Here is a 14,068-nt window from a genome sequence, read left to right as displayed (position 1 = left end):
AGGACTGTCCGACTTGCTCGGCGGTCCTTTTTTTCAATGGAGGCGCAGCTATGCTGTTTTTTCTTTTATCAAAACGCTCGTTTATGTGGGCACTTTTTGTTGTAAACCTGCTGGGTACGATTTATGGATACATATGGTACGGGCCGCAGCTCGAGCAGACAGATCCAATCTTCCTCCCGTTTGTTCCGGACAGCCCGACCGCCAGCTTGTTTTTTACAATTGCACTGCTTGGTCTTTTAATGGGGCGCCAGTGGGGACTTGTACAGGCGCTGGCAGTCATGACGCTGTTTAAATATGGAATCTGGGCGGTCGTCATGAATATGCTGACGCTTATTGTCACAGGGGATCTTTCCTGGCTCGGCTGGATGCTTGTGGCTTCCCATTTTGGCATGGCGGTACAGGGACTTTTGTATGCGCCGTTTTTCCGGATAAAGCCGATTCATCTGATCATTGCGGCTGTCTGGACGGTGCATAATGAAATCATTGATTATGTATATATGCAATACCCGGTTTATTCTCAGCTGCATTTATATATCCGGGAAATCGGTTATTTTACTTTCTGGCTCAGCATTTTGTCTATTTTTATTACCTGGTGGATGTGTGTCCGGCCAAAACGGGTAATCTGGTAACAGGCGGCATCATTCCGCCTTCCGCCCGCATATACTGAAGAAGCGGATGGAGGGAGAGAGAATGGAAAAAGTTGTCGCTTTTTTATGGAGTTTCCTTCTCATATTTGTGCCGGTCAGCGAAGCGGAAGAGCTGAGTGCAGAGAAACAAGAACAGCTTGTCCATGTAACTGCCCTGACAGGCGGAGTGGTCGCAGCATCGCTTTTATATACAGGCAGAAAAAAATATAAAGGCATGAGAAAACAGAAAGGCCGCAAACATAATCTTTGACGCCTGGGGGTATTAACCGGTACAATAACAGTAAGAAAAAATACGATACAACTACGGAGGTAGATGGGTTTACATGATCTGGATTGTTTATTTCGCTCTGCTTATCCTATTGCCGCTCTGGGCGCAATTTAAGGTGAAAAGCACGTATAATAAATATTCAAGAGTACCGGTTTCAACAGGCATTACAGGTGCTGAAGCAGCGCGCCGCATTTTGGATGATAACGGCCTGCAGCATGTAAAAGTAGTAGAATCACACGGGTTTCTAAGTGACCATTACAACCCGCTGACAAAAACAGTCAGCCTGTCGCCAAACAATTTTCACGGTCATTCGATTGCCGGTGCGGCGGTCGCTGCCCATGAGGTCGGCCATGCTATTCAAGACAAAGTAGGCTATGCATTTCTGCGTTTCCGCCACGCTCTTGTGCCGGTCGCGAATATCAGCTCAAACATGTCATGGGTTTTCATTATGATCGGTATTTTCGCTCAGGCAACCAATATGCTTCTGCTGGGAATTATTTTAATGGCTGCCGGCGTTTTGTTCCAGGTTGTGACCCTGCCGGTTGAGTTTAATGCTTCAAACCGGGCAATGGACCAGATTGTTGCTTCCGGCATCATCCGCAATAATGAGGAACGGGAAGCCCGCAAAGTATTAAATGCGGCGGCAATGACATATGTGGCAGCAGCAGCGGTTGCTGTGCTTGAATTAGTCCGCCTTGTATTAATGTATACAGGTATGGCTCAAAGCGACGATTAAGAAAAAAACACCGGAGATATTCCCCGGTGTTTTTTTTGAGTGCAGACAAAGTTAGAAAGCAGGCTGATTGAAAGCGGTTGTCTTTCCAGGAACGCCGCCGGCTGGGAAGCGGAGTGACCTTTTGGGGTCATGAGCATTCACAGCCGGCAAGTGACGCCGAAAGCGAGCGTTTGTCAACAGCCTAAACACCGGGGACATTCTCCGGTGTTTTTTTATTGTTCAATCGGCTGTTTATTTTCATCAAGAGTAAAGCCTTCGCCAAAAACATCATGAACGGCGGTGACGGAGACAAAGGCGTGCGGGTCAACAGCTTGAATAATGTTTTTTAAGCGGACGATTTCATTCCTGCCAACGACGCAATATAAAACATCACGTTCTTGCTTTGTGAATGAACCGTATCCTTTTAAAATGGTCACGCCGCGATCCATCCGTTTATGAATTTCTTCCGCGATTTCTTCATGAGCAGAGGAGATAATCATTGCTCCCCGGGCCGCATAAGCTCCTTCCTGCATAAAATCAATTACACGCGAGGCAATAAATACAACGACAAGCGTATACATGGCTTCACGGTAATCTATATAGGTAAGAATGGACGCAAGAATAACGCCCGCATCAAACAAAAACATTGTTTTCCCCATGCTCACCTGCCGGTATTTATGCACAAGCCGTGCGATAATATCCACCCCGCCTGTTGTGCCGCCGTAACGAAACGTAATGCCGAGACCGGTTCCGATAAACACGCCGGCAAACAAAGCGGCAAGAAACAGGTCATCGTGGAGCGGAATATGAAGCTGCCAGCGCTGGAAAATCCATAAAAAAAGTGAAACGCTGAAGGTGCCGACAAGTGTATAGTAAAAAGACCGGCGGCCGAGCAGCTTCCAGCCGATAAAGAAAACCGGGATATTTAAGATAAGGTTCGAGTAGGACGGGTCAATAGAAAACAGGTTGTAAAGCAGCAGGGTAATTCCCGTAAATCCGCCTTCAGCCAGGTTGTTCTCCATATTGAAATGAACAAGCCCGAACGAAAAAATCGCTGAACCCAATAAAATAAAGAAAATGTTTTTTGCCTGTAATCCCTGATTCATAAAAAGCTCCTTTTTTAAATTGAAATAGGCAGAAAGAAAAAATTGCGCCGTTCCTATATAATATGTAACATATAGAAGAGAGAAAGTGGTGAAAAAAATGGATAAATCAATGCGTGATATGCAAAAAGAAGTGGACGGCTATATCAGCCAGTTTAAAGAAGGCTACTTCAGCCCGCTTGCCATGATGGCGCGCCTCACAGAAGAAATGGGGGAGCTTGCCAGGGAGATTAATCATTATCACGGCGAAAAGCCAAAGAAATCATCCGAAGAAGAAAAAACCATTGAAGAAGAACTTGGAGATGTGCTGTTTGTGGCCATTTGCCTGGCAAATTCACTCGATATTGATTTGCAGACAGCACACGACCGGGTTATGAATAAATTCCAGACGAGAGATAAGGACCGCTGGACGAGAATTGAGGAGGAAAAATAAATGAGCAGCATTCGTGTCATTATTGCGGGCCCGCGCGGCCGCATGGGAGTAGAAGCCGTTAAAATGGTGATGAATACACCGGAATTTGAACTGGTGGCGGCTCTTGATCGGAAACATGGAGGGCAGACACTGGCCGATATCGGATTTGCCGGGTCGCAGGTGCCCATTTATACCGATGTGAAGGAATGTTTTTCTGAGCAGCCGGCAGACGTACTGATTGATTTAACAACACCGGAATTCGGCTATATACATACAAAAACAGCGCTCGAGCATGGCATTCGCCCCGTTGTCGGGACAACGGGCTTTACAGATGAGCAGCTGGCGGAGCTAAAAGAGCTGTCGGAAGCAAAAGAGCTTGGCTGCATTATCGCGCCTAATTTTGCGATCGGGGCCGTGTTGATGATGAAATTTTCTCAAATGGCCGCCAAATATTTCAGCGATGTGGAAATTATTGAGCTTCATCATGATAAAAAGCTGGACGCTCCTTCCGGGACGGCCGTAAAAACAGCACAGATGATCAATGAAATCCGCGAGCCGAAAAAACAGGGGCATCCAGACGAAAAAGAAACGATTCCGGGTGCGCGCGGGGCTGAAATGAACGGTATGCACATTCACAGTGTCCGCTTGCCGGGACTGATTGCCCACCAGCAGGTGCTCTTCGGCGCGGACGGCGAAACGCTGACGATCCGCCACGATTCATACAACCGGGCATCCTTTATGTCGGGAGTAAAAGTGTGTGTGGAGACAGTTATGAAAACAAGAACACTTGTTTACGGGCTTGAAAACATTTTAGATTAATGGGGGATTTTAATGAATATTGCACTGATTGCACACGATAAGAAAAAAGAAGAGCTGATGGAATTTGTAGATCTTCATAAAGATGTTTTCAGCCAGCATACGCTGTTTGCGACCGGAACAACTGGGACGCGTGTTATGGAGAAAACAGGGCTGAATGTTCACCGTTTTCAGTCGGGGCCGCTCGGAGGCGACCAGGAAATCGGTGCGCGGATAGCCCGCGGAGAAATGGACTTTGTTTTTTTCTTCCGCGACCCGCTTACCGCACAGCCGCATGAGCCGGATGTAACGGCACTTGTCCGGCTTTGTGATGTTTATTCTGTGCCGCTTGCCACAAATCTTGGCACAGCACGCGTATTAATTGATGGGATTATTGAAGAACAGAGTGAATGATCGGCAGGGGAAAAAGATGGGATTAAACATTGGCATTACCTGCTATCCGACCGTCGGCGGATCAGGTGTAGTAGCAACAGAACTTGGCAAGCTGCTGGCGGAAAAAGGACATACGATCCATTTTATTACATCGGCGGTTCCGTTCCGTTTAAATCGAATGTATTACCATAATATTTTTTTTCATCAGGTAGAGGTCAACCAGTATTCGGTTTTTCAGTATCCGCCGTATGATATCGCGCTGGCGAGCAAAATGGCAGATATCATTAAGCGGGAAAAGCTTGATATTTTGCATGTCCACTATGCCATTCCACACGCGGTCTGCGCGATTTTGGGCAAGCAGATGGCCAAATCTGATGTGAAAATCGTGACGACGCTGCACGGCACAGACATTACGGTGCTCGGGTCGGATTCCGCACTCACGCCGGCCATCAAATTCGGAATCGAACAGTCAGATGCAGTAACAGCCGTGTCTCATTCGCTCGTTGAGCAGACAAACGATATGATTGCGCCGGATAAGCAGATTGAAACCGTGTACAACTTTATTGATGAGCGGGTTTATCAGCCGATTGAAACAGACCGCAACTTAAAAAGGGAGCTCGGAATTGCTGATGACGAAAAAGTGGTTATTCACGTTTCCAACTTCCGTGCAGTTAAGCGGGTCACGGATGTGGTGAAAGTATTTGCCAGTATTATTGAGCAAATGCCTGCCAAGCTGCTTCTTGTCGGAGATGGGCCGGAAATGACGGTTGTCTGCCGGCTGGCAGAATCGCTCGGTCTTGAAGGCTGCATTTTGTATCTCGGGAAGCAGGATAACCTTGAAGAGCTGTATGCGATCAGCGATGTAAAGCTGCTGCTGTCAGAAAAAGAAAGTTTTGGCCTTGTAGCGCTTGAAGCAATGGCGTGCGGAGTTCCCTGCATTGGAACCGATGCAGGAGGCATTCCTGAAGTAATTGAAGACGGGGAAAACGGATTCGTCCGTCCGGTCGGAGACATTGCGGCGATCAGTGAAGCGGCAATCCGCCTGCTGACAGATGAAGCATTATATAAATACATGAAACAGCGGGCAATCGAAACGGTCCGCGAGCGGTTTCATTCTTCCGATATTGTCGGCCAGTATGAGCGTGTTTATTATCGTCTGTTAAAGGAGACTTTTGATGAGTAATGACCTGTTTTTTCAGCAGGCTCTGCCGGTAATTGAGCGTCTTGAGAAAGCGGGCTTTGAAGCATACTTTGTCGGCGGGGCGGTTCGAGATCTTTTTTTAAACCGCCCTGTCCATGATGTAGACATTGCTACTTCAGCGGTCCCATCCGAGGTAAAGCAGGTGTTTTCTCATACAGTTGATGTGGGCATTGACCATGGCACAGTTCTTGTTTTGCAGAATGGCACCGGGTTTGAGGTGACAACCTTTCGTACAGAATCGAGTTATAGCGACTTCAGGCGGCCGGACCGAGTTGAATTTGTCCGGTCTCTTTATGAAGATTTGAAGCGGCGTGATTTTACGATGAATGCGATGGCGATGAATAAAGCCGGAGAGTGGATTGACCCATTTCATGGAAGAACGGATATTCAAAAAAGACTGATCCGAACCGTAGGCAGCGCCGGAGAACGGTTTTCAGAGGACGCTCTCCGGATGATGCGTGCGGCACGATTTGCAAGCCAGCTTTGTTTCAGCCTCGATGCGGAAACAAAGCTGGCCATGGCAAATCATGCACCGCTGCTTGGCCATATTGCGGTGGAGCGAAAGCTGAATGAGATGGACAAATTAGTTGGAGGACCCGATAGGAAGCGGGCGCTGTCCGTGTTAATTGAAACGGGCCTTTACCGGTTTCTTCCTGGGCTTGACGGACAGGAAAAAGCGCTGGCAGGCCTTGCAAAGCTGCCGCTTGAGAAGCTGTCAGCCGGACAGGTATGGATTGCGGCCGCTTATTTATGCAGCCATGATCCGGCCTCTTTTTTAACTGGCTGGCGAATGCCGCAAAAAAGAATCAAGCATATCGTGCAGAGCATTCGCACTTTAAAGCAGCTGCAGGCTGACGGTGCCAGTGACTGGCTTTTATTTCAATCGGGAATTGATGCAGCTGTGGATGCTTCAGCCGCGGCCGCTGTTTTAGCCGGTAAAGAAGCAGATCCGCAGGAGATCATCCGCCGGTTTAAAGCACTTCCGATCAAAAGCCGCCAGGATCTTGCGGTTACTGGCAAAGAGCTGCTCCAGTGGTCTAGCAGGCCGCGCGGTGTGTGGATCAAAGAAGCGCTTGAACAAACGGAAAAAGCGGTGATTGCCGGCAAATTACAAAATGAACGAATGGAAATTGAAAGGTGGCTGCGCGCATGCAATCTTCTGTAAAACATAAGCTGCTTGAAGTATTCTCAAAAGCCGGGGGCGATTTTGTATCCGGCCAGGCGCTTGCAGACAGTATCGGCTGTTCCCGCACAGCGGTCTGGAAGCATATTGAATCACTCCGCCAGGAAGGATTTGAATTAGAAGCTGTACGGAATAAGGGCTACCGGATTACGGCGAAGCCTGATAAGGTAAGTGAAAATGAATTGCTGCTCGGACTGGAAACAAACCGGCTGGGCAAGCATATCGTTTTCAAGGAAAGTGTGGAATCCACTCAAAAGGAAGCGCACAAAATAGCGGAAGAAGCGCCTGAAGGCACGCTGGTCATTGCGGAAGAGCAAACTGCGGGACGAGGACGGATGACCAGGACCTTTCATTCGCCAAAATATACGGGGATCTGGATGAGCCTGATATTAAAGCCGGATCTGCCGCCGCACAGAGCGCCGCAATTTACGTTAATTGCCGCTGTGGCGGTAACGGAGGCAATTCGTGACACAACCGGACTGAAGGCAGAAATCAAATGGCCGAATGACCTTTTGTTAAATGAGAAAAAAATAACCGGCATTTTAACGGAGCTGCAGGCGGATTCTGACCGTATCCGCTCACTTATTATCGGAATCGGCATCAATGCAAACCAGCAGTCTTTTCCGGAAGAGCTCTCCGGCATTGCCACCTCGCTTGCGCTGGAAAAAGGAGAGCATGTGCCGCGCGCAAAACTGGTACAGGCTGTTTTGAAAAATATTGAAATCTATTACAAAGAATATTTAAACAACGGATTCAGTTCGATTAAAGAAAAATGGGAATCATTTGCCGTTTCGATCGGCCGCCAGATTACGGCGCGGACGCTCAACGGCTCGATCAGAGGAAAAGCGCTCGGCATTACCGAAGAAGGTGTGCTCCGGCTTGAAGACGAAGACGGCGTCATTCATTCTATTTATTCAGCTGATATTGAAATTGACCGGTAGTCAAATGAAAGGCTGCCTGTTATAATAATTCGTGAACAGGGCGGTATCATTCTGGAGCTGCACCGTGTTCCATATAATTTTGTGCCATAACGAACAGACAAATACTGCCTTGATCCATATGGACAGGGACAGAGGGTCGAAACATTCATCCGTCTACAACGGGGTCCTTCTGCTCTTTTTCGGGCACAGGGACCTTTTTTGTTGTTTCGTCGCCTCTTATTTCAAAGGAGGAAGCACTATGAAGCGAACAGCGGATTTTATCAAGATGAAAGAAAGTCAGGAAAAAATCGCTATGATTACGGCATATGATTATCCCTCGGCCAGGCAGGCAGAAGCAGGCGGGACCGATGTGATTTTAGTCGGAGATTCACTGGGCATGACTGTGCTTGGCTATGAATCAACCGTTTATGTGACAATCGAAGATATGGTTCATCATACGAAAGCAGTCAAGCGGGGGGCGCCTAATACGTTCATTGTAGCCGACCTGCCGTTTATGACCTATCACATCAATAAAGAAGAAACGTTCCGGGCAGCCCGCGCGCTTATTCAGGGTGGCGGGGCCGATGCGGTAAAGCTCGAAGGGGCAGGTGAAGTGGTAGAGCGGGTGCGTGAATTAACAGCGGCCGGCGTGCCTGTTTGCGCCCATCTTGGGCTTACGCCGCAATCGGTCGGAGTGCTTGGAGGCTATAAAGTACAGGGGAAAACGGCAAAGGCGGCCCAGCAGCTGCTGGCGGATGCCAGGGCAATGGAGCAGGCAGGTGCCTTTATGCTCGTGCTCGAATGCGTGCCGCGCCAGGTCGCCAAATCCATTTCGGAGGCGCTGGGCATCCCGGTCATCGGCATCGGTGCCGGTGCCGAGACAGACGGACAGGTGCTTGTTTATCATGACATTATGCGCTACGGTGTTGAGCGGACAGCGAAGTTTGTAAAAAGCTATGCTGATTTTGATCAAGCCGGCTTGCAGGCTGTCTCTTCTTATGTCAAGGACGTGAAAGCAGGGGCGTTTCCAGAAGAAGCCCACACGTTCACGATGAACGAAGACGAGTTGGACCGGCTGTACGGAGGCGTTCATTCATGAATATTGTTCGGACGATTGCTGACTTAAAAAAAGACATTCGCCATTTTAAGCTTGACCACCATTCAATCGGCTTTGTGCCAACGATGGGCTTTTTGCATGAAGGGCATTTAACCCTTGCCCGCAAGGCACGCACGGAAAATGATACAGTCATTATGTCCATTTTCGTTAATCCGCTTCAGTTTGGGCCGAATGAAGATTTTGAACGGTACCCGCGTGATGAAGAGCGGGATATCAAACTGGCAGAAGAAGCAGGTGTAGACCTTCTGTTTCTGCCTTCTGTTGAAGAAATGTATCCCGAGGAGCCTGCGGTCACGCTCACTGTCCACAAACGAACTAGTGCGTTATGCGGGTTAACACGCGAGGGGCATTTTGACGGTGTAGCTACGGTTGTGATGAAGCTCTTTCATTTAACAGAAGCGGACCGGGCGTACTTTGGCAAAAAAGATGCCCAGCAGCTTGCCGTGATTCACGGCCTTGTTGATTCGTTAAATGTGCCGATTGAAATTATCGGCGTGGAGACGGTAAGAGAACCGGACGGCCTGGCCAAAAGCTCGCGCAACGTTTATTTACTGCCGGAAGAGCGGGAGAAAGCGCCGGCCATTTACAGGGCGCTTCAGCTTGTCAAAAAGTCAGTGGAAGCAGGAGAGGCCGATATCGCTTTATTAAAAGAAAAAGCGCGCCGAATGCTTGAAGAAGAGGGCGGGGCGGAAATCGATTATCTGGAAATTTTGTCGTATCCCGAATTAGAGCCAGCAGATTCAGCCAGTGGCACAATTATTGCCGCGGCAGCAGTGAAATATAAAAATGCCCGGTTAATTGACAATATTATTTTGCCGGTGAAAGGAAGTGCCTCATGTTCCGCACAATGATGAATGGGAAAATTCACCGGGCCACGGTGACAGAAGCCAACTTAAACTATGTTGGCAGCATTACAATTGACGAGGATCTGCTTGATGCAGCCGGCATGCTGCCAAATGAAAAAGTCCAAATTGTCAATAACAACAATGGCGCCCGCCTCGAGACATACATTATCCCGGGTGAACGCGGCAGCGGTGTCATCTGCTTGAATGGGGCCGCCGCCCGGCTTGTTCAGCCAGGTGATACGGTCATTATTATTTCCTACGTTCTGGTAGCGGAGGAAAAAGTGAAAGACCATAAGCCAAAGGTGCTTATTATGGACAAACAAAACCGCATTGCTGACCTATTGCATCAGGAGCCGGCTGCGACGATTATGTGAATGAAAAAGCCGCCAGCCCGCAGCCCCGGCTCTTCTTTTAAAAAAAGATATTTTTCAACACAGTAAAAAAGACTGCCGGCGAAGCCGGAAGTCTTTTTTATTCGAAGAATATGAAACGCTTCCAAAGGATAAGAAACCGGCGATTGGGAAAAATCAAATTCACTTATTTATTTGGATTTTCGACGATTTAGGTTTGCTTCTTGTTGTTTAGAGGTTCTCTGGCGCTCGGCATCTTTCTTAAATGCTTCCATTGCCTTGCTGTACAGAAGAGTCATGGTTCCCCTCCTTTCTATTTTGTTTTATCTTCGTTATTGCACCCATTCCCGATTTTGTTTTTGTAAAACATAAATCGAAAAAATAAAAGAGAATGCGATGAAAAAGCAAATCTGCTTTTTTATAAATGGCGCCACAGCAGCAGGTTTAAAAGCAGAAATAGCCTTTTTTTCGGGGTGGAAGCTGTCCGAGCCGTTCTTTTTGCGAAGGTGCCTGCGATAAACAGGCACCTTTTCCTCTTCTTGTGGTAAACTGTTAAAGAATTTATTTAAAGGTGTGTTTGCCGTGATCAACGATGTACGATTTATAGTGGCGGATTTTGAAACGACCGGCCACTCTTATGCAAGCGGCGGCCGAATTATGCAGGCGGCGTTTGTCGCCATTGAAGAAGGGCGCATTGAAGGGCAGTACAATACGTATGTGAACCCGGACCGGCCGATTCCTCCCTTTATCCAGGAATTGACGGGGATCGATGAAGAAACGGTCCAGGAGGCGCCGTTTTTTAAAGAGGAAGCGGGGCGCGTGCAGGAATGGCTGGCTGATTCGGTATTTGTTGCGCATAATGTATCTTTTGACTTAACCTTTTTAAATAGTGAATTAGAAGCCGCTGGCTGTGCGCCGTTTACCGGTTTTTTTATTGATACGGTTGAACTGGCGAAAATAGTGCTGCCAGCGTCAGACAGCTATAAGCTCGGCGATTTATCCGATCAATTTGGGCTGAGCCATACGCAGAAGCACCGGGCAGACAGTGACGCTCATGCGACAGCAGAGCTGTTTATTCAGCTGGTGGAACGGTTAGAGTCCATTCCCCTTGTGACGATTGAACAGTTGTTAAAGCTGTCCTCTGGCTTAAAAAGCGATATTCATATGCTTCTGTCCCGAATTGCTGCACAGAAAAAGCAGCGGGTAGAAATGCTGCCTGAAAACTGGACGGTGTACCGGGGCCTGGCCCTGCGAACGAAAAAACCACCGGAGAAACGTAAGGCGGATAAATCGATTTCATTCCCGGAAAAAGAAAAAGAAAAATGGGAGCTGCTTTCCGGCGTGCCGGGTATGAAAAAGCGGCCTGGCCAGATGCAGATGATAGATGCGGTCCAGCGTTTTTTCGAACAAAAAGAGCATGCGGTTATTGAAGCAGGGACCGGAACGGGAAAGTCACTCGCCTATTTGCTGCCAGCCGTGTTTGAAAGCCGGCGGAGCGGCCGGCCGGTTGTGGTTTCGACCTATACCGTTCTTCTGCAGCACCAGCTGCTTGAGCGGGAGCTGGCGAAGCTGCAAATGATGCTGCCGTTCGATGTGAAAGCAGCTGTGCTAAAAGGCAAGCGCCATTATTTGGATTTATCGCGCTTTGTCCGGTCGCTTCGGGAAAAAGAGCGAAACTATGACCGGACCGTCACCAAAATGCAGATGCTTGTCTGGCTTCTTGAGACAGAAACTGGTGATGGGGATGAACTGAATCTGTCTTCAGGCGGCGCTCTGTTCTGGCAGGAAGTATGCCAGGCGGACGACTATATGAACAAAGCAAAGCAGGCATGGCGCAAGCATGATTTTGCCCGTTATGCAAAAGAGGTGGCAGCAGGCGCCGATATTATTATTACGAATCATTCGTTTTTAATTGCCGATATGAAAGCGGAAAAACCACTGCTTTTGCCGGAAAGCTATGTGATTATCGATGAAGCGCACCGGTTTGAAAAAGCGGCAAGAGAGCGTCTCGGCCAGGAGCTATCGCTGGCCCGTTTAAAATTTTTGCTTGGAAAGATAGGCTCGGCCGAGGACCGGCGCCTTTTGTATCATTTAAACCGGATTGAAGCCAAGCGCCTGCCTGGCCGGCCGCCTGAAAAAGTGACCGCGGCTGTGGCGGCTGTTTTAGCAGAAGCAGAAGAGTGGCTTGGGGTCTTGGCTGCGTTTTTTGAACGGCAGACGTCCCGCATGGCCCATTCCAAGCGCCAGCAGGCCATTACCGAGGAGGGCCGCAGCACTGCCGGCTGGCAGCAAATCGAGTACGGAGCCGAACGGCTGTATAATTTGCTGTCGCGCTTTATGGAAGCTTTTTCGGAGAAAATAACCCCGATTGAGGAAATCCGTAAGCAGCTGTCAGCCCGGGATGAATTATACGTAGACGATGCCCTGCTCTTGTTAGAGCGGTGCCGGGTATGGAATGAACAGCTGTTTGAGCTTGTTTTCCGGCCGGATGCTGAAGAAGTTATCTGGCTGGAAGGCGATGTCCGCTCGCTGTCAGGCACGCTGACGATGCGCACGCAGCCGGTGGAGCCGGGTGTCCTCATTCAAAATTATCTGCTGGAGCGGCACTGTGTGCTTTTTACCTCGGCGACGCTGACAGTGGAACAGTCTTTCCGCTTTTTTGCAGGGGAAATGGGCCTGACGGCTTTTTCGTACAGCGAATATGCAATTCCCTCTCCATTTGATTATGCAAACAACTGCCGGATTGTAATTCCGAACGATGTGCCGGAAGTGAAAGAAACCGATAGTGAAGCATATGCCCAAATTGTGGCGGATTATATTATTGCAGCAGCCGAAGCCGCCGGCGGACGTATGCTGGTCCTTTTTACATCGTTTGATATTTTGAAGAAAACCCATGATTTTATCCGGGAAACCGAGCTGCTGGCCGAGTACGCAGTTATTGCGCAGGGCATTACAGGCGGCAGCGCTGCCCGGCTTGCAAAAAGTTTCCGGCAATATGACAAAGCGATTCTTCTCGGCACAGGTGCACTCTGGGAAGGAATTGATATACCGGGCGAAGATCTGTCTGTTCTATTTATTGTGCGCCTGCCATTTGCACCGCCAGATGATCCATTTGTTGCAGCCAGGAGCCGGCAGCTGAAAAAAGGCGGAGAGAATCCTTTTTCCGCTTATTCACTGCCGCAGGCCGTTATTCGCTTCCGACAGGGCTTTGGCCGCTTAATTCGGACGGAGTCAGACCGGGGAATCGCGATTCTTTTTGACCGCCGCGTCCTGACAAGCCGGTATGGAAAAGCCTTTCTTGCCTCCATACCCGAGGTGCCGGCGGAAGAGCTGGATATCAGTGGTACAATGGAGCTCATTGAAAAATGGCTCCCTGGCGAAAAATAGTTCCAGAACCCAGGCTATTCCTGCTATAATTTGAGCCAGGAGGGATGTTTATGGAGTCGAAAATCGAAGTGCTCTCAACCGTGAAGGTTGAAAATAACGGTGACTTGTATAAGCTTGTGGATACGCTGAACCGGACGCTCAAGCGGGAGAACTTAATGTTTGGCCTTTCGCTTGATGCAGATGACCAGACGAAAGCAGTTTTTACAATTTACCGAACATAAAGAACGTGGTGAATATGCGAACAAATAATAAAAAATGGCTATTAATAATCGGGATTCCGCTGATTCTCATTGCAGGAGCGATAGCGATCCTGTATAATAATGCTCAAAAACCGTATGAAAAAGCACAGGAGGAAGCTGTCCGGCAATTGGAGGATAAAGCGTCTCTTGCCCGCGTGGACGATGTGTATGTTTATCACAGTACGAAAACGTATTATACGGGAACCGGACAGGATCAAAACGGCCAAAATGTTGCGGTCTGGCTGGCTGAAGACGGAAAGTCAGAGCCGGTTATCCGCCCGCTGAAAAACGGAACAACAGAGAAAGAAGCGCGTGCCCTTTTCAAAGAAGAAGCGGGCAGTGCGGAAATTCTTTCGCTGACACTTGGCATGGAAGGCAAAACGCCTGTCTGGCTGTTTACATTTGAAGGGAAAAATGACAGCCTGAATTACTACTATTTATCGTTTACAGACGGAACATGGTGGAAAAAGGTTGAAAACATTTAACAGAATGG

The 14,068-nt window shown here is 48.6% G+C and carries 16 protein-coding genes; 15 read left to right on the top strand and 1 reads right to left on the bottom strand.

The annotated features are described in order from the left end of the window. The first annotated feature begins 50 nt into the window (after positions 1-50). From lhaT to VP98_RS02480, 3 genes are all read left to right on the top strand, one after another. On the top strand, positions 51-629 hold the full coding sequence (gene lhaT / locus VP98_RS02490; protein ID WP_046173707.1) for a lipoprotein heptaprenylglyceryl N-acetyltransferase LhaT: 579 nt from the start codon (positions 51-53) through the stop codon (positions 627-629). Positions 630-690: 61 nt separating this feature from the next. Then, entirely contained in the window at positions 691-897 is a 207-nt protein-coding gene (locus tag VP98_RS02485; protein WP_046173706.1) for a hypothetical protein, read from the top strand. A gap of 73 nt (positions 898-970) precedes the next feature. After that, on the top strand, positions 971-1,651 hold the full coding sequence (locus VP98_RS02480) for a zinc metallopeptidase (protein ID WP_046173705.1): 681 nt from the start codon (positions 971-973) through the stop codon (positions 1,649-1,651). Positions 1,652-1,863: 212 nt separating this feature from the next. Here the strand turns inward: VP98_RS02480 and VP98_RS02475 are convergent, their stop codons facing one another. Further along, positions 1,864-2,736, bottom strand: coding sequence for a YitT family protein (locus VP98_RS02475; protein ID WP_046173704.1), 873 nt, complete (start codon positions 2,734-2,736; stop codon positions 1,864-1,866). A 97-nt stretch (positions 2,737-2,833) separates the two neighbouring features. On the opposite strand from VP98_RS02475, the gene VP98_RS02470 reads away from it, so the two are divergent. The 12 genes from VP98_RS02470 (at position 2,834) to VP98_RS02415 (ending at position 14,060) form a co-directional block, all read left to right on the top strand. Further along, complete coding sequence (locus tag VP98_RS02470) at positions 2,834-3,166, top strand: nucleotide pyrophosphohydrolase (RefSeq protein WP_046174122.1); 333 nt, start codon at positions 2,834-2,836, stop codon at positions 3,164-3,166. Then, positions 3,167-3,964: a 4-hydroxy-tetrahydrodipicolinate reductase gene (dapB, locus tag VP98_RS02465; RefSeq protein ID WP_046173703.1), complete on the top strand. Its 798-nt coding sequence runs from the start codon at positions 3,167-3,169 to the stop codon at positions 3,962-3,964. A 12-nt stretch (positions 3,965-3,976) separates the two neighbouring features. Beyond that, positions 3,977-4,354: a methylglyoxal synthase gene (mgsA, locus tag VP98_RS02460; protein WP_046173702.1), complete on the top strand. Its 378-nt coding sequence runs from the start codon at positions 3,977-3,979 to the stop codon at positions 4,352-4,354. Positions 4,355-4,370: 16 nt separating this feature from the next. Next, positions 4,371-5,516, top strand: a complete 1,146-nt coding sequence (gene bshA / locus VP98_RS02455) for an N-acetyl-alpha-D-glucosaminyl L-malate synthase BshA (RefSeq protein WP_046173701.1) — start codon at positions 4,371-4,373, stop codon at positions 5,514-5,516. Continuing rightward, positions 5,509-6,699 carry a CCA tRNA nucleotidyltransferase gene (locus tag VP98_RS02450; RefSeq protein WP_046173700.1) on the top strand — a complete coding sequence of 397 codons (1,191 nt, stop codon included), beginning with the start codon at positions 5,509-5,511 and terminating at the stop codon, positions 6,697-6,699. Before bshA ends, VP98_RS02450 begins: the two co-directional genes overlap by 8 nt. Then, positions 6,684-7,658: a biotin--[acetyl-CoA-carboxylase] ligase gene (locus VP98_RS02445; protein ID WP_046173699.1), complete on the top strand. Its 975-nt coding sequence runs from the start codon at positions 6,684-6,686 to the stop codon at positions 7,656-7,658. Before VP98_RS02450 ends, VP98_RS02445 begins: the two co-directional genes overlap by 16 nt. Positions 7,659-7,896: 238 nt before the next feature. Next, positions 7,897-8,736 (top strand): 3-methyl-2-oxobutanoate hydroxymethyltransferase, encoded by an 840-nt coding sequence (gene panB, locus VP98_RS02440; RefSeq protein WP_046173698.1) that lies wholly within the window; start codon positions 7,897-7,899, stop codon positions 8,734-8,736. After that, positions 8,733-9,605 carry a pantoate--beta-alanine ligase gene (panC, locus tag VP98_RS02435; RefSeq protein ID WP_046173697.1) on the top strand — a complete coding sequence of 291 codons (873 nt, stop codon included), beginning with the start codon at positions 8,733-8,735 and terminating at the stop codon, positions 9,603-9,605. The genes panB and panC overlap by 4 nt, the downstream gene beginning before the upstream one ends. After that, positions 9,590-9,973 (top strand): aspartate 1-decarboxylase, encoded by a 384-nt coding sequence (panD, locus tag VP98_RS02430; protein WP_046173696.1) that lies wholly within the window; start codon positions 9,590-9,592, stop codon positions 9,971-9,973. Before panC ends, panD begins: the two co-directional genes overlap by 16 nt. Positions 9,974-10,531: 558 nt before the next feature. Beyond that, on the top strand, positions 10,532-13,336 hold the full coding sequence (dinG, locus tag VP98_RS02420; RefSeq protein WP_052712105.1) for an ATP-dependent DNA helicase DinG: 2,805 nt from the start codon (positions 10,532-10,534) through the stop codon (positions 13,334-13,336). Positions 13,337-13,386: 50 nt separating this feature from the next. Further along, positions 13,387-13,557 (top strand): YpmA family protein, encoded by a 171-nt coding sequence (locus VP98_RS18445; protein WP_082087797.1) that lies wholly within the window; start codon positions 13,387-13,389, stop codon positions 13,555-13,557. Between the two features lie 14 nt (positions 13,558-13,571). Next, complete coding sequence (locus VP98_RS02415; RefSeq protein WP_046173694.1) at positions 13,572-14,060, top strand: cell wall elongation regulator TseB-like domain-containing protein; 489 nt, start codon at positions 13,572-13,574, stop codon at positions 14,058-14,060. The last annotated feature ends 8 nt before the right edge of the window (positions 14,061-14,068 follow it).

The organism is Domibacillus indicus (assembly GCF_000970685.1).
Taxonomy (GTDB): domain Bacteria; phylum Bacillota; class Bacilli; order Bacillales; family Domibacillaceae; genus Domibacillus; species Domibacillus indicus.
This window is presented reverse-complemented; position numbering and strand designations above follow the sequence as displayed.

Coding starts and splice junctions, on each gene's coding strand:
- lhaT (WP_046173707.1), top strand. CDS start 51: ATGCTGTTTTTTCTTTTATCAAAACGCTCGTTTATGTGGGCACTTTTT.
- VP98_RS02485 (WP_046173706.1), top strand. CDS start 691: ATGGAAAAAGTTGTCGCTTTTTTATGGAGTTTCCTTCTCATATTTGTG.
- VP98_RS02480 (WP_046173705.1), top strand. CDS start 971: ATGATCTGGATTGTTTATTTCGCTCTGCTTATCCTATTGCCGCTCTGG.
- VP98_RS02475 (WP_046173704.1), bottom strand. CDS start 2,736: ATGAATCAGGGATTACAGGCAAAAAACATTTTCTTTATTTTATTGGGT.
- VP98_RS02470 (WP_046174122.1), top strand. CDS start 2,834: ATGGATAAATCAATGCGTGATATGCAAAAAGAAGTGGACGGCTATATC.
- dapB (WP_046173703.1), top strand. CDS start 3,167: ATGAGCAGCATTCGTGTCATTATTGCGGGCCCGCGCGGCCGCATGGGA.
- mgsA (WP_046173702.1), top strand. CDS start 3,977: ATGAATATTGCACTGATTGCACACGATAAGAAAAAAGAAGAGCTGATG.
- bshA (WP_046173701.1), top strand. CDS start 4,371: ATGGGATTAAACATTGGCATTACCTGCTATCCGACCGTCGGCGGATCA.
- VP98_RS02450 (WP_046173700.1), top strand. CDS start 5,509: ATGAGTAATGACCTGTTTTTTCAGCAGGCTCTGCCGGTAATTGAGCGT.
- VP98_RS02445 (WP_046173699.1), top strand. CDS start 6,684: ATGCAATCTTCTGTAAAACATAAGCTGCTTGAAGTATTCTCAAAAGCC.
- panB (WP_046173698.1), top strand. CDS start 7,897: ATGAAGCGAACAGCGGATTTTATCAAGATGAAAGAAAGTCAGGAAAAA.
- panC (WP_046173697.1), top strand. CDS start 8,733: ATGAATATTGTTCGGACGATTGCTGACTTAAAAAAAGACATTCGCCAT.
- panD (WP_046173696.1), top strand. CDS start 9,590: ATGTTCCGCACAATGATGAATGGGAAAATTCACCGGGCCACGGTGACA.
- VP98_RS18445 (WP_082087797.1), top strand. CDS start 13,387: ATGGAGTCGAAAATCGAAGTGCTCTCAACCGTGAAGGTTGAAAATAAC.
- VP98_RS02415 (WP_046173694.1), top strand. CDS start 13,572: ATGCGAACAAATAATAAAAAATGGCTATTAATAATCGGGATTCCGCTG.